Origin of the sequence: Lactococcus sp. bn62, from assembly GCF_029492705.2 — a bacterium.
GTDB lineage: Bacteria > Bacillota > Bacilli > Lactobacillales > Streptococcaceae > Lactococcus > Lactococcus petauri.
In genome coordinates this window covers 35672-51753 of sequence record NZ_CP120418.1, presented here as the reverse complement: position 1 = coordinate 51753, position 16082 = coordinate 35672, and the positions used below count along the sequence as shown (strand labels likewise).

At 33.6% G+C, this 16082-nt stretch carries 16 protein-coding genes and 4 pseudogenes; 4 read left to right on the top strand and 16 right to left on the bottom strand.

Annotation, left to right across the window (positions count from 1 at the left end; translation table 11 throughout):
* Window positions 1-7: 7 nt before the first annotated feature.
* Window positions 8-2068 carry a heavy metal translocating P-type ATPase gene (locus P3G65_RS11445; protein ID WP_207144608.1) on the bottom strand — a complete coding sequence of 687 codons (2061 nt, stop codon included), beginning with the start codon at window positions 2066-2068 and terminating at the stop codon, window positions 8-10.
* A gap of 181 nt (window positions 2069-2249) precedes the next feature.
* Here P3G65_RS11445 and P3G65_RS11440 point away from each other — a divergent pair, with 181 nt between their 5' ends.
* Complete coding sequence (locus P3G65_RS11440) at window positions 2250-2930, top strand: IS6-like element IS1216 family transposase (protein ID WP_010713944.1); 681 nt, start codon at window positions 2250-2252, stop codon at window positions 2928-2930.
* 261 nt (window positions 2931-3191) lie between these two features.
* On the opposite strand, the gene catA is transcribed toward P3G65_RS11440, so the two are convergent.
* Both catA and P3G65_RS11430 read right to left on the bottom strand, forming a co-directional pair.
* Window positions 3192-3839 carry a type A chloramphenicol O-acetyltransferase gene (catA, locus tag P3G65_RS11435; protein WP_002295562.1) on the bottom strand — a complete coding sequence of 216 codons (648 nt, stop codon included), beginning with the start codon at window positions 3837-3839 and terminating at the stop codon, window positions 3192-3194.
* 134 nt (window positions 3840-3973) lie between these two features.
* A pseudogene (locus P3G65_RS11430) lies at window positions 3974-4285 on the bottom strand (replication initiation protein); the annotation flags it as partial.
* A 197-nt stretch (window positions 4286-4482) separates the two neighbouring features.
* Here P3G65_RS11430 and P3G65_RS11425 point away from each other — a divergent pair.
* The gene (locus tag P3G65_RS11425) at window positions 4483-5163 is read left to right on the top strand and encodes an IS6-like element IS1216 family transposase (protein ID WP_001015311.1); all 681 of its coding nucleotides are present in this window, start codon (window positions 4483-4485) and stop codon (window positions 5161-5163) included.
* Between the two features lie 45 nt (window positions 5164-5208).
* A pseudogene (locus P3G65_RS11420) lies at window positions 5209-6093 on the top strand (insertion element protein); the annotation flags it as partial.
* Window positions 6094-6164: 71 nt separating this feature from the next.
* Here P3G65_RS11420 and dfrG read toward each other — a convergent pair.
* The 12 genes and pseudogenes from dfrG to P3G65_RS11360 all read right to left on the bottom strand — a co-directional run.
* The gene (gene dfrG, locus P3G65_RS11415; protein WP_000868795.1) at window positions 6165-6662 is read right to left on the bottom strand and encodes a trimethoprim-resistant dihydrofolate reductase DfrG; all 498 of its coding nucleotides are present in this window, start codon (window positions 6660-6662) and stop codon (window positions 6165-6167) included.
* Between the two features lie 296 nt (window positions 6663-6958).
* The gene (locus tag P3G65_RS11410; RefSeq protein ID WP_002326830.1) at window positions 6959-7276 is read right to left on the bottom strand and encodes a hypothetical protein; all 318 of its coding nucleotides are present in this window, start codon (window positions 7274-7276) and stop codon (window positions 6959-6961) included.
* 439 nt (window positions 7277-7715) lie between these two features.
* On the bottom strand, window positions 7716-8579 hold the full coding sequence (locus tag P3G65_RS11405) for a zeta toxin family protein (protein ID WP_002332783.1): 864 nt from the start codon (window positions 8577-8579) through the stop codon (window positions 7716-7718).
* Between the two features lies 1 nt (window position 8580).
* Window positions 8581-8853, bottom strand: coding sequence for an antitoxin (locus P3G65_RS11400; RefSeq protein ID WP_002326825.1), 273 nt, complete (start codon window positions 8851-8853; stop codon window positions 8581-8583).
* Window positions 8854-8870: 17 nt separating this feature from the next.
* Window positions 8871-9086, bottom strand: a complete 216-nt coding sequence (locus P3G65_RS11395; protein WP_001835296.1) for a peptide-binding protein — start codon at window positions 9084-9086, stop codon at window positions 8871-8873.
* 91 nt (window positions 9087-9177) lie between these two features.
* Entirely contained in the window at window positions 9178-10074 is an 897-nt protein-coding gene (locus P3G65_RS11390) for a ParA family protein (protein WP_002326827.1), read from the bottom strand.
* Window positions 10075-10176: 102 nt separating this feature from the next.
* Window positions 10177-10437 (bottom strand): annotated as a pseudogene (locus tag P3G65_RS11385) (topoisomerase DNA-binding C4 zinc finger domain-containing protein); the annotation flags it as partial.
* Window positions 10438-10606: 169 nt separating this feature from the next.
* On the bottom strand, window positions 10607-11344 hold the full coding sequence (erm(B), locus tag P3G65_RS11380) for a 23S rRNA (adenine(2058)-N(6))-methyltransferase Erm(B) (protein WP_001038790.1): 738 nt from the start codon (window positions 11342-11344) through the stop codon (window positions 10607-10609).
* Between the two features lie 124 nt (window positions 11345-11468).
* Window positions 11469-11552 (bottom strand): 23S rRNA methyltransferase attenuator leader peptide ErmL, encoded by an 84-nt coding sequence (locus P3G65_RS11375; RefSeq protein WP_032501549.1) that lies wholly within the window; start codon window positions 11550-11552, stop codon window positions 11469-11471.
* Window positions 11553-11572: 20 nt separating this feature from the next.
* Window positions 11573-11836 (bottom strand): peptide-binding protein, encoded by a 264-nt coding sequence (locus P3G65_RS11370; RefSeq protein WP_002311901.1) that lies wholly within the window; start codon window positions 11834-11836, stop codon window positions 11573-11575.
* Window positions 11837-11961: 125 nt separating this feature from the next.
* Window positions 11962-14106: a type IA DNA topoisomerase gene (locus P3G65_RS11365; RefSeq protein ID WP_002343776.1), complete on the bottom strand. Its 2145-nt coding sequence runs from the start codon at window positions 14104-14106 to the stop codon at window positions 11962-11964.
* Window positions 14106-14582, bottom strand: a pseudogene (locus P3G65_RS11360) (recombinase family protein); the annotation flags it as partial. The gene P3G65_RS11365 and the pseudogene P3G65_RS11360, both read right to left, overlap by 1 nt.
* Window positions 14583-14656: 74 nt before the next feature.
* On the opposite strand from P3G65_RS11360, the gene P3G65_RS11355 reads away from it, so the two are divergent.
* Entirely contained in the window at window positions 14657-15337 is a 681-nt protein-coding gene (locus P3G65_RS11355) for an IS6-like element IS1216 family transposase (RefSeq protein WP_001015311.1), read from the top strand.
* A gap of 22 nt (window positions 15338-15359) precedes the next feature.
* Here the strand turns inward: P3G65_RS11355 and P3G65_RS11350 are convergent, their stop codons facing one another.
* Window positions 15360-16082, bottom strand: coding sequence for an Abi family protein (locus tag P3G65_RS11350; RefSeq protein ID WP_207144601.1), 723 nt, complete (start codon window positions 16080-16082; stop codon window positions 15360-15362).

The window sequence follows — 16082 nt, the reverse complement described above, 5'->3', positions numbered from 1 at the left end:
TGCTCTTCTATTTTTTATCATACCTCAATCCCATCGCGTTGATTGAGACAATCACGGTTGAGATTGACATCAGGACTGCTGCAATGAGAGGGTCAATATAAATCCCTGTAAATGGATAAAGAATACCCGCTGCAACAGGAATAGCAATAATGTTATAGCCTGCTCCAAACCAGAGGTTTTGTTTCATTTTTCTAAGCATGCGTTTGGAGATATTAATCATATCCAAGACGTCACTTGGATTGGAGTTAACTAGGACGACATCAGCGGTACTGATAGCAACCGAAGTTCCTGCTCCAATCGCAAAACCAATCGTAGCAGTTGCAAGAGCTGGGGAATCATTGACACCATCACCAATGAAAAGCACGCCGGCTTTCTTTTGGTACTCTTTCACAATTTCTGCTTTATCTTCAGGTTTTAATTCCGCTCTAAATTCGGGAATATTTAGTGCACTAGCAATTTTTTGAGCAGTTTCTTTATTATCACCCGTGAGCATAACAGGGGTAATTCCTTGGGCTAATAAACCATTAATAAAGGCTTTCGCGTCTGCTTTAGGAGAATCTCCTAAGGCAATAAATCCTAAAACATCTTGTTGTTCATTGATTAGGAAAGATACAGTTAAACCTAAATCTAAATATTGAGCAATCTTTTGTTCATCATAAGAAAGTTGATTTTCACGAAGATATTTATAGTTAACAATTTGATAAAAGTTTTGATTAACTTGCCCTTTAATTCCAACTCCTGGAATATTTTCAACCGCTTCAACTTTTAGATTTTCAAGAGGTTTAGCAGCTGCAACGATTGATTGAGCAATCGGGTGAGTGGAACTTCCTTCAAGTGCTGCCATGATTTGGAGAGTGTCTGTTTCATCAGTAAAATCAATAACATTACGAACAATAAACTTACCGTCAGTTAATGTTCCCGTTTTATCCATTAAGGCATATTTAATTGTATTTATTTTTTCTAGAGAAGTTCTGTTTTGAATTAATAAACCATTTTTAGCAGAAATACTGGTTAGGCGAGAAACAACAAGTGGAACCGCAAGACCTAAAGCGTGTGGACATGCAATTACAAAAACAGAAACCGCAAGAAGTAGAGCAAAACTAAAGTTAGAACTAATTGTCCAAAAAATTAATGAGAAGATACCGACAATAAGTGCGGCATAGAAAAGGTAACCAGCCACTCTATCTGCCATATTTTCCAAATTAGATTTTTGAGCTTGGGCTTTCTTGACTAATTCGGCCACTTGATTGAGAAATGAATCTTTTCCAAGGGTTGTGACTTTCATCTCAAATGGTTGGTTTTGATTGAGGGAACCACCATAAACAAGGTCATTTGTTTTTTTATTGACTGCTCGGCTTTCACCAGTAATCATTGACTCATCAACGAGCGCTTCACTTAATATAAGGCCATCTGCAGGTATTTTCTCATTTTCTTTCACTAAAAGTAAATCGCCAACTTTTAGTTCTGAAAGCTCCACATCCTTCCCGCTTTTTAAGTGAGCTTTTTTGGGAACAAGGCTTGCTAAATCTTTCAACGCATCGCCAGCACCCATGATTGCTTTCATCTCAATCAGGTGACCAATCAACATAATGACAATTAAAGTTGCCAGTTCAAACCAGAAGTTCATGCCCATATGTCCGTTAAGACTCATGATTGTGGCGTAAACAGAATAAGCATAGGCAACGGTAATTCCCATTGTAATCAGCATCATCATGGCTGGCTTACGGCTTTTTAATTCACCTTTTGCTCCGCTAAAAAAAGGAGTCCCAGAGTAAAAGAAGATAATTGTACCAAGGATGAGTTGCAAAATTTCACTTCCGGGGAATTTAAGGATAGTAAAGCCCGCGATTGGTGAAATGAGTAGAAGCGGAATCATAAGAATGATAGCCACTTTGAGCTTTTTACTCATATCACCCATATGCATCATGTGTCCTCCATGATTCATCATATCCATATTGTGCATGTTGTGCATCTCATGGTTTTCGTGCTCCATATCCATCATTTCATGATTATGATGATGCTCAGCCATCATTTCATCGTGATTAGACGAATGAGTTTTATTTGACATATTTTCCTCCTAAATGAATGCTTTGAAATTTCTATCTATATATAGTTTACAATTGTAAACTATCAAAGTCAAGGGAAAAGAATGAGTTACGAAGAATAAAAAAATAGGGTTCTGTTGCAAAGTTTTAAATCTACTATCAAATAAGGTAGAATAATAGAAAAAGATAGCAGGAGGAATGACGATGAATCATTTTAAAGGAAAGCAATTTCAGCAGGATGTGATTATTGTAGCCGTGGGCTACTATCTTCGTTATAACCTTAGCTATCGTGAAGTTCAAGAAATCTTATATGATCGTGGCATTAACGTTTCTCATACGACGATTTATCGTTGGGTGCAAGAATATGGCAAACTACTCTATCAAATTTGGAAAAAGAAAAATAAAAAATCCTTTTATTCATGGAAAATGGATGAAACGTACATCAAAATTAAAGGAAAATGGCATTATTTGTATCGAGCCATCGATGCAGATGGTTTAACCTTGGATATTTGGTTACGTAAAAAACGGGACACACAAGCAGCCTATGCTTTTCTTAAGCGGTTAGTGAAGCAGTTTGATGAACCGAAGGTTGTAGTCACAGATAAAGCCCCCTCTATTACAAGTGCCTTTAAGAAACTAAAAGAATACGGCTTTTATCAAGGGACAGAACATCGTACCATTAAATACCTGAATAATTTGATTGAACAAGACCATCGTCCAGTAAAGAGACGCAATAAATTCTATCGAAGTTTACGCACTGCCTCACCCACGATTAAAGGCATGGAAGCCATCCGAGGATTATATAAGAAAACCCGAAAAGAAGGCACTCTCTTCGGGTTTTCGGTCTGTACTGAAATCAAGGTATTATTGGGAATCCCAGATTAAATCATAGATACCGTAAGGGATTTTATTCTTTATTTAAAACTTTGCAACAGAACCCACTAGACTTATTTACTACGTTTCATAAGTCATTAATGCGTGTGCTCTGCGAGGCTAGTTTTTGTGCAAGCACAAAAAATGGACTGAATAAATCAGTCCATAAGTTCAAAACCAAATTCAAAATCAAAACACCAGCAACCAAAAATGGTAGTTGCTATAAACTTATAAATATCATAATTACTTAAGTTTATGAAAGTTATTTTAGATTTAAATCCATTCATTTACACTATCAACCATATTTTGAAATTCACTCATAAATAATGAAACATGGTAACCATCACATACCGCATGATGAACTTGCAATGAGACTGGTAAATAGATCTTATTATTCTTACTATAAAATTTACCCATTGTAATAATTGGCAATAGGAATCTACTATTATTACCAATATTTAAATTAAATGAACTAAAATCAATCCAAGGAATCATCGAAATAGGAACTGTGTTTTCAGGTATTGGTTTTTTAGGAAACATTTCATTTTTATCTTTATATTCAAGTAAGTCACTCTTATAACTATTATAAAAAGAATTAAAACTAACATTTGATTCTGTCCAAATGTTAGAAAATTTTTCAGTTTCTTTATTAAAGACTGTATATAAAGGGTTTAATTTGTCCCAATAACCCAAATTTCCCTCACTATTAATTCCTGTTCTAAATACTTTATTTTGATTTATAATATTTACAATTATATAAATCAAAGCAGGATACAGTTTATATCCTTTATTTTTTATCATACTTTTAAGTAAAGTGATATCAAATTCTTTAGTAACACTGTAAGTTGTTTGTTGATTGAAATAATGATTAAAATATTCTTTTCTATCCCAAGTTTCCAAATTAATAATATTAAAAGTCATATATAATTTTCCTCCTAAATTTCATCTTATCTCTTTGTATTTAGGAGGAATAATCCTCTGATTTTTTCATATATTGTGTCACCTCTTAAACGTTAATTATACTAAAGTAACATTTTGTATAAAACAAAGTTACTTTACTTCCAAAATCTAAATTCACGTTGCCAAAAATCAATCTGCTTTTGCAATTGTTTTTCGTTCGCTTTTAAAGTCGATTTCATTAAATCAGTTAAATCAATTAGAGATATTTCTTTAATTAATTTTTTATATTTATTCTTAGTACGTCTTTCTAATTTTCCCCATTCTTCTTCATCATTCAACAACATAAAAACCATTGCTCTATCAGAAGTACGTTCGATAGTTTTCCAATCTGGTTGTAATATATGTAAATCATTAAAACAATCGTTCCAATAATCAACCATATCTCTTTTTAATTCAATTTTTATTTTTATTATTTTTAATCTCTTTAAATATCTTTACGCACGTATATAGACTTCATAATTTTAAAATTATATAGACTTCACAACACAATATTTCGGTACAACTTCCATGTAAAGTATAACACACTAGACGGTTCTGTTGCAAAGTTTTAAATCTACTATCAAATAAGGTAGAATAATAGAAAAAGATAGCAGGAGGAATGACGATGAATCATTTTAAAGGAAAGCAATTTCAGCAGGATGTGATTATTGTAGCCGTGGGCTACTATCTTCGTTATAACCTTAGCTATCGTGAAGTTCAAGAAATCTTATATGATCGTGGCATTAACGTTTCTCATACGACGATTTATCGTTGGGTGCAAGAATATGGCAAACTACTCTATCAAATTTGGAAAAAGAAAAATAAAAAATCCTTTTATTCATGGAAAATGGATGAAACGTACATCAAAATTAAAGGAAAATGGCATTATTTGTATCGAGCCATCGATGCAGATGGTTTAACCTTGGATATTTGGTTACGTAAAAAACGGGACACACAAGCAGCCTATGCTTTTCTTAAGCGGTTAGTGAAGCAGTTTGATGAACCGAAGGTTGTAGTCACAGATAAAGCCCCCTCTATTACAAGTGCCTTTAAGAAACTAAAAGAATACGGCTTTTATCAAGGGACAGAACATCGTACCATTAAATACCTGAATAATTTGATTGAACAAGACCATCGTCCAGTAAAGAGACGCAATAAATTCTATCGAAGTTTACGCACTGCCTCTACCACGATTAAAGGCATGGAAGCCATCCGAGGATTATATAAGAAAACCCGAAAAGAAGGCACTCTCTTCGGGTTTTCGGTCTGTACTGAAATCAAGGTATTATTGGGAATCCCAGCTTAAATCATAGATACCGTAAGGGATTTTATTCTTTATTTAAAACTTTGCAACAGAACCGATTGGTCTTATTATCCACAAGAACCATCCGCTAACGATAGCGAAAATAGGAATGCTTATCTTCACGAATTAGGGAAAATTACTAATAGGAGTAGATTTGTCGATGGTTTAAATGTTGATGCTCCTTATACTACAACTGCTCACTATTGGTTAATTAAACAAATGGTTAATGCCGACGAATGGCGAATGATTAGTGATGATGACTTCTCTATTAGAAACGCCTTTTATAGAGTATTCACGAAAGAATTAAGGTTGAGCGATGCACATCATTTTATTTGCCAAGTTAACAAGACGAAAAGCAGAAAACAATGCTTAAAAGAATTCGGACAAGCAAAAGCAGAACTGCTCGATTGGGGAGATATCAGAGGATTCAAAACAAAGTTTCTACGGACTTTGGCATCTCATTATCTAACTGAATTACTAACAAGTCATCAATTCCACGAAGAGGCTATTAGTAAAGATGGAGAAAGATATCGCAAATATGCCGATAACCCTATCAAACATCCATTAGCCACTAAGGATAAAGGATTTTATTCAGTTGATTGTAGAACGGATTTATCTGCTCTGGAACCAAACGAAATCGCAAAGATGCTATTAAATGTTAATGACCATTCGACCAATAGCTTTATTCAACAGATAAGACGTTATATATCATCTCTTGAAAGACCATTAACAACAGCTCGTGGTGATAAGAAGAGCTATATTTACGCTAACTTCAATCCGAAGTATGCTCAATTTGCGATTACAATTCTAAGAACTTACTACAACTTTTGTCGCCCTTTTAAATCAGCGGATAAAAAGGTTTTGACACCTGCTCAAAGATTAGGGATTACAGATAAACAATTTGATTGGAAAGATATAATTTATTTCAAATGACAAAAAGAGCTTGGAGTAATCCCAAGCTCTTGTGCTTTATCTTTACTGTTCTTCTTCAATTAACGCACCCGTTAACTCAATAAGTTTTTTCTTTCATATACATGAAAATAGTAGTTATACGGATTTTTATCATTCTTTATCCCTTTTTGGGCAAATACCTCATTCCATTCCTCATAATTCACTTCTGGAAAAAAAGTATCTCCTTCGAATTCATGATGTATTTTTGTGATGTACATTTTCTCAACATAAGGGAAAAACAAATTATAAATCTGTTCTCCTCCGAAAATAAAAATTTCTTCTTCGTTTTTACATAACTCAAAAACATCTTCTATTGAATGAACAATTTCACAACCATTAAAGGTAAACCCCTTATCTCTCGTCAGAATAATATTTCTTCTGTCAGGTAAGGCTCTTCCGATTGATTCAAGGTTCTTCCTACCTAATATTATCGGATGTCCCTTTGTAGTATTTTTAACATATTCCCAGTCCTTGGGAATCCTCCAAGGAATGTCATTCTCTTTGCCAATCACTCTATTCTTATCCATCGCAGCAATCAAAGAAACTTTCATTTATAACACAGCCTTTTTAACTAATTTACCATCTAATTTCTTATTTCTATCAAAAAACCTTTTCTCATTATCCTGCCCGTTAGTTGAATAAGCAATTTTTTCTATAAGTTATATTATCATAATACCACAAAATCACAAATTTTCATTCAATTATCATTTTCAATTGCATTTTATAAATCATTTTGTATGTAATTTGGTATGTAAGTTAAAATGAAAAAAGTAGTCCATTTTGAAGTACATTTTGTCATTTTGTACTCCAAAACTGAACTACTTACTTTTTTTGCTAGGCTTTTTTTTTACATTTCTTTAATTTTCAAATTTTTTATTTCCCACTCAAACCATTCGCTAAAATCTTGTTTAAAGCCGTTAATAGAATATTGCTCTTGTTCTTCTGCTTCTTTATCGTTTTGAGGGTCTAAGTAGGTCGGTTTATCTTTTGGTCTTGCGTATACACCTATCCATGTTTTAAAATCGCCCTCAAAACTGCTATCTATGATAAAGCCTTGCTCTTTTAGCTCTTCTCTTACTTGAGCTTTTAGATATTGCTGTTCTTGTGTTCCATAAAACCCATTTTCTGTAAAATCTTCTAATTGTAATTTTTTTGTTTTTTCCATTTTCTTTTCCTCTTTTCTTTTTTTGATTTTTAGTTTTTTGACAACCATTTTTGTTAGGCGTTTGAGGAAGTGAAGCTGTTTTCCTCATGTTTTAAAAGCTAGAAATAAATTACAGTGTACGCTCCTTTCTTTTTTCGTTTTGTTGGTTCATTTTCGCCAGTGTGTTCGTGTCGTTTGCTGTGACGAGAACGCAACATAGACACAAAGAAAACACAAGGGCGAGCTTGCTCGTTTATATACCCTTGTGTTTTCGACTGGATATGTTAAGGTAACAAACAGTAAATGGCACGTTACAGACTGCAAAATGTACCAACTGAAAAAAGAAAGAATACAGTTGTGTGCTTTATTTCTCGATCAGCTTTTAAAAAATGAGGAAATGTTTTTATAAAAAAAGAGTAGTTACCGTTTTTTGGTAACTACTCTTTTACTTTTTTAAGGTTTAAATCCCTGGAAGTTTAGGTGTTTTGGGTATTGGTGGTGTAGGTGGCTGCAAGCTTTCCATTTTTTGTTGAATTGCTTTAAATTCAGGGGTTTCTTGGTGTTGATTTTGAACCATTTTTTGCTCTATTCTCTCCAAAGTCGGTTGAATTTCTTTCCCTGATACTTTACGATTTAATTCTCTTTCTAAGGTCTCTTTCGGACTAATGGAAGGCGTTTCTAAGCTTGAATAGAGTTTCACTCCTTCTCTATTGTAAAGCCTTATATCGCTAAATAAGCCCGTTTTATGAAGGGTTTCTAAATTGGTCGGTAAGTTTTTGACAACAATATCATGCGCTTGTTTTGGTGTTGCCCTGGCTGTCATTGGATCATCTGCATACATAGTTTCATACCGTTCAATTGTTCCTAAATATGAGTTGATTTTAGGTACTGCCATGACATACATTTTTGTTTCATAATCTTTGGCTTGAAGCATTGTTGCGGTTTGAATAGGAACGTCTGTTGTTCGTCCTGTACCTTCAATCACTAAATTATACCCTTTATCTCTCAAACGGCTTATGATCGCTTCTGTCATGCGATTAGAATAAGGGGTAACGTATTTTACTACGTCTTTTTCATAAAGTTTCACTAGTTCATCAAAATTAGGGTGCTGTTGTTTGAACGTATCATTATCAATGATAACAACATTTCCTTGTGTCTCTTCGGAAATTGCCGATCGCAAACTAGTTTTACCTGATCCTGGTTGCCCACCAAGTAAAAAAGCGGTTGGCGATTCAACCGCTAGTCTATTTTTAGTTAGTCGTTCAACATTCTTTTCTAAACGATCTTCAAATTGCTTTTCGGTGAAGTCAGTAATATTCGCCATGTTAAGCCACTTTCTCTTTTGTCAAAATTTGTTTTGAATATTGATTCATTGACCGCCAATACTCATGAATAGCTTGTAATTCTTCAAATGGTTGTTGAAATAAATCAACTTCTTGTGCCACTTCTAATTGATTTAAAAGATTCACTTCTAGTAAACGAGTATTTTTAGTATCTAGTTCATGGTTCAAAACATAGTTTAATACTCGATTATAAACGCTTGCCGATAATTCGTTAATGATCTCTATTTCAAATGTTTTTTCATACGTAACTGCCATTTCATTTTCACTCCTTTTTAAAGTTTATCAGGTAAATATTTCCGTATATATTCTTCTAAGGCTTGATCCATAACTTCTTTTACGTTTCCGCCATTTTTTGCTGTTTCAATTTTTATAATATGGTGTAAGTCAGCACGAACACGAACCGTCTTATCTCCCATTATATCTTTTTTTGCACTGATTGGTGTATCATTTCGTTTTGCTTTTTGTGCGCCTAAATTTCCCACAATCACTCACTTCTTTCTATTTCTTCTTATTCTTATTTTATCATCAACAATCACAAATCACAAGTGATTTGTGATTAATCACTTGTGATTTGTGATTCTATTCTTTTTCGTTTTCTAATTGAATAATTCGCTCAAGCATTTCAAAAAATACGTTCTCATACATGGATAAAACTTTTTTGTCATAGCCTTTGTGTTCTGTAATTCCATTTTTAGACCAGGTACTTACTTTATTACTTCGCTTGATAATATTTTGGAAAACCAAGTTATCTTCTTTATGTTGCTTGTACAGTTCTTCCAGGTTTGATTTTATCGTTGCGCTGTCCGTATCAACTAAATAAGGAACAAAACCGATCATATCTAGTCCAGGGTTAAATTGTTCTTGTAAATCAATCAAATAGGAAATATAGTTTTGAATGTTGTTTGTACTTTCTTCTTCTGCTTGTAAAGGGATCATAACGTAATCACTCGCCACGATTGCATTATTTGTATAAACGCTTGGCGTTGGTACAGTATCAATAATAATGAGATCATAGTCACTTTTTAAAGGTGCTAAAAGAGTAGCAAGCAATCTACTTTCATTTTCAAAAGTCCATGAGCGAGTTAATTTTGGCAGTAACATCAAATCAAACGTGCCAGGGATCAAGTCTAAATTATCAGTCAAATGAACAATAGAAGAAGCCAAGTTTCCATTTTTCAAGCCTTCATAAAAATTGACACGTGGCAATTCTACCTCAAAAGTTTTTGCTAAGTCTTTTGTCAATGTTGCCTGTAAGTCCTTATCGATCATTAAAACTTTTAAATTCAATTTGTCTGTCAAGTAAGCAAACATAGTCGATAATTTGGACTTTCCAACACCACCTTTAAAGTAATTATTCAAGATAATAATTGCTTCATTTTTATTGTTTAAAATACGTCTTAATTCTTCAAGTATTTTTAGTTTTTCCTTCTCCATAACTACGCCCCATTCTTTTTTTGTATAGTAATATTGTATCATTAAGAATCACAAATCACAAGTGATTTGTGATTAATCACTTGTGATTTGTGATAAGTGATTTGTGATTAATATATAAAAGCCCTCTTTAAAGGGCTTTTATATTTATTTTGAAAAAGAGATAAAATCAATATATCCCTTTTCCCCAATTTTTACAACGGCATTGTAGGGCTTTTTCTCTTTGTTTTTGATTCCTTTTACCAGGGTTTCTTTTCCCTCCAGTAATTCTTTTACATTCGTTTTGGTTAGTTTTTTCTTTCTAAAATGTTCAGCTAAAGTAAACTTACATTCAGGATAATTTGAACAACCATAAAACGATTTTTTTAATACAATATTGTTGCCACACTTAGGACATTTTCCTACAAGGGGTCCCGAGCGCTTAGTGGGAATTTGTACCCCTTATCGATACAAATTCCCCGTAGGCGCTAGGGACCTCTTTAGCTTCTTGGAAGCTGTCAGTAGTATATCTAATAATTTATCTCCATTCCCTTTAGTAACGTGTAACTTTCCAAATTTAAAAAAGCGACTCATAGAATTATTTCCTCCCGTTAAATAATAGATAACTATTAAAAATAGACAATACTTGCTCATAAGTAACGGTACTTAAATTGTTTACTTTGGCGTGTTTCATTGCTTGATGAAACTGATTTTTAGTAAACAGTTGACGATATTCTCGATTGACCCATTTTGAAACAAAGTACGTATATAGCTTCCAATATTTATCTGGAACATCTGTGGTATGGCGGGTAAGTTTTATTAAGACACTGTTTACTTTTGGTTTAGGATGAAAGCATTCCGCTGGCAGCTTAAGCAATTGCTGAATCGAGACTTGAGTGTGCAAGAGCAACCCTAGTGTTCGGTGAATATCCAAGGTACGCTTGTAGAATCCTTCTTCAACAATCAGATAGATGTCAGACGCATGGCTTTCAAAAACCACTTTTTTAATAATTTGTGTGCTTAAATGGTAAGGAATATTCCCAACAATTTTATACCTCTGTTTGTTAGGGAATTGAAACTGTAGAATATCTTGGTGAATTAAAGTGACACGAATGTTCAGTTTTAATTTTTCTGACGATAAGTTGAATAGATGACTGTCTAATTCAATAGACGTTACCTGTTTACTTATTTTAGCCAGTTTCGTCGTTAAATGCCCTTTACCTGTTCCAATTTCGTAAACGGTATCGGTTTCTTTTAAATTCAATTGTTTTATTATTTGGTTGAGTACTTTTTCACTCGTTAAAAAGTTTTGAGAATATTTTATATTTTTGTTCATGTAATCACTCCTGAAGTGATTACATCTATAAATAAATACAGAAGTTAAACGATTTGTTTGTAATTTTAGTTATCTGTTTAAAAAGTCATAAGATTAGTCACTGGTAGGAATTAATCTAACGTATTTATTTATCTACGTAATCACTGTTTTTAGTCTGTTTCAAAACAGTAGATGTTTTATCTACATTACGCATTTGGAATACCAACATGACGAATCCCTCCTTCTTAATTACAAATTTTTAGCATCTAATTTAACTTCAATTCCTATTATACACAAAATTTTAAGATACTGCACTATCAACACACTCTTAAGTTTGCTTCTAAGTCTTATTTCCATAACTTCTTTTACGTTTCCGCCATTCTTTGCTGTTTCGATTTTTATGATATGGTGCAAGTCAGCACGAACACGAACCGTCTTATCTCCCATTATATCTTTTTTTGCACTGATTGGTGTATCATTTCGTTTTTCTTTTTGTGCGCCTAAATTTCCCACAATCACTCACTTCTTTCTATTTCTTCTTATTCTTATTTTATCATCAACAATCACAAATCACTTGTGATTTGTGATAAGTGATTTGTGATTAATATATAAAAGCCCTCTTTAAAGGGCTTTTATGTTTATTTTGAAAAAGAGATAAAATCAATATATCCCTTTTCCCCAATTTTTACAACGGCATTGTAGGGCTTTTTCTCTTTGTTTTTGATTCCTTTTACCAGGGTTTCTTTTCCCTCCAGTAATTCTTTTACATTCGTTTTGGTTAGTTTTTTCTTTCTAAAATGTTCAGCTAAAGTAAACTTACATTCAGGATAATTTGAACAACCATAAAACGATTTTTTTAATACAATATTGTTGCCACACTTAGGACATTTTCCTACAATACTTTTTTCTGCTTCTTTTTCTTTCTGTTCCTGGTAATCAGAAAAATTTAGTTTTTCTATATCGTTAGGTACAGCTTCCAGTAAATGAACAATGAATTTTTTGATATTCGTAATAAAGTTCTCTTGATTGCCTTCTCTTTTACCGATTTTTTTTAAATACGTTTCCCATTTAGCCGTCATTTCAGCACTCGTTAAAAGGTGCTGACTTTCAACTGCCTGGCACAATAATTTTCCTTTTTCAGTTACAACAAGCTTATTCTTAATCACTTGGATATATTCTTTTTGTTTTAACGCTTCAATAATACTTGCTCTTGTCGCTTCTGTTCCAATCCCCTCAACTTCTTGTAAAATCTTGATTGCTTCTTCATCATCAACCGTTTTATTCGCCGTTTTCATAGCAGTTAATAATGTACCCTCTGTAAAAGCTTTTGGCGGTTGCGTTTCTTTTTCAACACTCTTAACACCAACTTCGGCACGTTCGCCAATGATAACGAGTGGTAACGTTTGAACGTCCTCTTTTTCTTCTTTGGTTTGTTGTTTGAAAAGAATTTTCCACCCTTCTTGCTTTGGTGTCTTTCCGATCGATTGAAACAGCAAATCAGCTACTTTCGTTTGTATCTTGGTTTCTTCATACAAGTAATCAGGTAAAAACATGGCAACGGTCGTTTTAACGACTAAAGCATATATTTTTCGTTGTAAATCGTCCATTTTCGCTAATACAGATTCGTTAGGTACTTGTTTTGTTGGGATAATGGCGTGGTGTTCCTGTACCTTACTACCGTCCACATAACGCTTTCTAGGCTCTGTTTGAACCATTTCAAGATCAAGTCCTAAAAAACCGCTATATTTGCCAAAATTCGCTTTTAAATAAGCAAATTCGTTCTCTGTAATAAATGGTGTATCTGTTCTTGGATAACTCAATAATTTTGCTTCATACAGTCCTTGCATAGCTTTTAAAGTTTGGCTCGCTGTCGCTTTATAAAGCTGATTGACTTTTGATTGCAAACTACTTAAAGAAAACAAACTCGGACTATTCGTTTTCTTCTCTTTGGTTTGAACATCAGCAATTATCCCCTCTTGATTGCCTATTTTAGCTTGTTTAGAAGAAACAAAAGCTAAAAGCTCCTCTTGGGTTTTAAAACGCTGTGTGGGGCTTAGAACGCCCTTAAACGACCCTTGGTTTACTTTTATACTAGCTTCCACCTCGAAAAAAGGTTCTTTTTTAAAATTCTCTATGGCTTCCTGGCGCTGAAAAATAAGGTATAAGGTGGGCGTTTGAACACGTCCTAGTGAAAATGTACCTTGTACGCCCTTCTGTTGTAAATTTAACGTATACAAAGGGCTTGCGTTCATGCCGATCAACCAATCGGCAATTTGGCGTGTTTGCGCTTCTTGATAAAAGGGATAGTAATTCATTCCAGGTTGCAAATTTTGAAAACCGCTTCGGATTACATCTTTTTCTAAGCTATTGATCCATAGTCTTTTAAATGTTTTATCTTTTGAAAAGGCATTTGCTTTATGGATAATCGACCAGGCGATATTTTCACCTTCTCTGTCGCTATCTGTTGCAACAATAATTGTATTTGCCTTTTTGAGAAGTTCTGCAACAATTTTAAACTGCTTTCCCTTATCTTTTGCAACTTCAAAATCGTATCGATCAGGAAAAATCGGCAAAGATTCAAGTTTCCAATTTTGCCACTTTTCGTCATAATGACCTGGTTCTGCTAATTCCACTAAATGCCCAAAACCAAAGGTGATAAACGTTTCATCTGTAAATAGTGGGTCTTTGATCTCAAAATAACCGTCTTTTTTGGTGCTTTGTTTTAAAGCACTTGCGTAGGCTAATGCCTGGCTTGGTTTTTCAGCTAAAATAACCGTACTCATTAACTATCCCTCTTTTCATTGTTTTTTCTTTGATCGACTGTCACGTTATATCTTGCTCGATACCTTCTAAACGTTCGGCGATTGATTCCAGTTTGTTCTTCAACTTCTTTATCGGATAAACCATTCAAAAACAAATCGAAAGCATGCTTTAAACGTGGATCATTTTCTTTAAATTTATGCTGACGACCTTTGAATTTGCCTTTTTTCTTAGCAATTTCGATTCCTTGTGCCTGACGTTCCTTAATTTTTTTTCGTTCTGATTCTGCTTGATACTTGTACAATTCAATGACAAGGCTATTAATCAAACGCCTTAAATTTTCATCTTCAATACCATTCATTGAGGGTAAATTTAAGACTTCCAGGGTTGCCCCCTTAATTTGAATTTGATTCATCAATTCTGTTAATTCTTTATTATTTCGTCCTAATCGATCTAATTCAGTAACAATAACAATATCCCCTTCACGAATATAGTTAAGGGTTCTGTTGCAAAGTTTTAAATCTACTATCAAATAAGGTAGAATAATAGAAAAAGATAGCAGGAGGAATGACGATGAATCATTTTAAAGGAAAGCAATTTCAGCAGGATGTGATTATTGTAGCCGTGGGCTACTATCTTCGTTATAACCTTAGCTATCGTGAAGTTCAAGAAATCTTATATGATCGTGGCATTAACGTTTCTCATACGACGATTTATCGTTGGGTGCAAGAATATGGCAAACTACTCTATCAAATTTGGAAAAAGAAAAATAAAAAATCCTTTTATTCATGGAAAATGGATGAAACGTACATCAAAATTAAAGGAAAATGGCATTATTTGTATCGAGCCATCGATGCAGATGGTTTAACCTTGGATATTTGGTTACGTAAAAAACGGGACACACAAGCAGCCTATGCTTTTCTTAAGCGGTTAGTGAAGCAGTTTGATGAACCGAAGGTTGTAGTCACAGATAAAGCCCCCTCTATTACAAGTGCCTTTAAGAAACTAAAAGAATACGGCTTTTATCAAGGGACAGAACATCGTACCATTAAATACCTGAATAATTTGATTGAACAAGACCATCGTCCAGTAAAGAGACGCAATAAATTCTATCGAAGTTTACGCACTGCCTCTACCACGATTAAAGGTATGGAAGCCATCCGAGGATTATATAAGAAAACCCGAAAAGAAGGCACTCTCTTCGGGTTTTCGGTCTGTACTGAAATCAAGGTATTATTGGGAATCCCAGCTTAAATCATAGATACCGTAAGGGATTTTATTCTTTATTTAAAACTTTGCAACAGAACCTAATATGCGGATAAAGAGCAACTTCTTTTGCATAATATTCTTTTGTTAAAAATAAGTCATGTATCCATTTTTTTCGATATTCTTCATGTAGCAGAGAAATAAAGTGCGTTGTTTCTCCGAAGGTCAGTTCAGGAACAATAACCCATAATGGTAAATACCCTTCCTTATTCTTAATATGATGTTTAATCGGAAGTGATTGAGCACTAGAATATGTTCTTTTACCAAATGTTTTAATCATTTCTTGAGCATTTTCTGAATTACTGTATATACTAAAATCTAAATAGCACTCACCGACTTGTAGCTCTCCTTCATAATGAGAACATAAAGAGTTTATCAAACTTGCCTTTACCAAGTTTTCTATATCCCCTGTGAATTTTTGCAAATTATTCCTTAAAATGGAATCAAACTCATATATTTCTAGGCAGTCTTTAAAATCAAAAATACTATTTTCCCTAATGGGAAGTTGTTTTTTATAGATAGAAAATGAATAATAATTGTGATTTACTAGAAAATTTTTTACTTCTTGTTCATCTTCATTTTTTATTTTAACAATTGCGTTATTATATATACTTGGCTTGCCCAGTTCTTCTTTAATTTTTTCAAAGTTCAAAAACTGTTTCATGTTTTTATTCATATCTGGCTCAAGGCAATAATAAGTATACGGTTTTTCTTCTGTTCTAGTTTCTACCAT

Coding starts and splice junctions, on each gene's coding strand:
- P3G65_RS11445 (WP_207144608.1), bottom strand. CDS start 2,068: ATGTCAAATAAAACTCATTCGTCTAATCACGATGAAATGATGGCTGAG.
- P3G65_RS11440 (WP_010713944.1), top strand. CDS start 2,250: ATGAATCATTTTAAAGGAAAGCAATTTCAGCAGGATGTGATTATTGTA.
- catA (WP_002295562.1), bottom strand. CDS start 3,839: ATGACTTTTAATATTATTAATTTGGAAACTTGGGATAGAAAAGAATAT.
- P3G65_RS11425 (WP_001015311.1), top strand. CDS start 4,483: ATGAATCATTTTAAAGGAAAGCAATTTCAGCAGGATGTGATTATTGTA.
- dfrG (WP_000868795.1), bottom strand. CDS start 6,662: ATGAAAGTTTCTTTGATTGCTGCGATGGATAAGAATAGAGTGATTGGC.
- P3G65_RS11410 (WP_002326830.1), bottom strand. CDS start 7,276: ATGGAAAAAACAAAAAAATTACAATTAGAAGATTTTACAGAAAATGGG.
- P3G65_RS11405 (WP_002332783.1), bottom strand. CDS start 8,579: ATGGCGAATATTACTGACTTCACCGAAAAGCAATTTGAAGATCGTTTA.
- P3G65_RS11400 (WP_002326825.1), bottom strand. CDS start 8,853: ATGGCAGTTACGTATGAAAAAACATTTGAAATAGAGATCATTAACGAA.
- P3G65_RS11390 (WP_002326827.1), bottom strand. CDS start 10,074: ATGATACAATATTACTATACAAAAAAAGAATGGGGCGTAGTTATGGAG.
- P3G65_RS11375 (WP_032501549.1), bottom strand. CDS start 11,552: ATGTTGGTATTCCAAATGCGTAATGTAGATAAAACATCTACTGTTTTG.
- P3G65_RS11365 (WP_002343776.1), bottom strand. CDS start 14,106: ATGAGTACGGTTATTTTAGCTGAAAAACCAAGCCAGGCATTAGCCTAC.
- P3G65_RS11355 (WP_001015311.1), top strand. CDS start 14,657: ATGAATCATTTTAAAGGAAAGCAATTTCAGCAGGATGTGATTATTGTA.
- P3G65_RS11350 (WP_207144601.1), bottom strand. CDS start 16,082: ATGGTAGAAACTAGAACAGAAGAAAAACCGTATACTTATTATTGCCTT.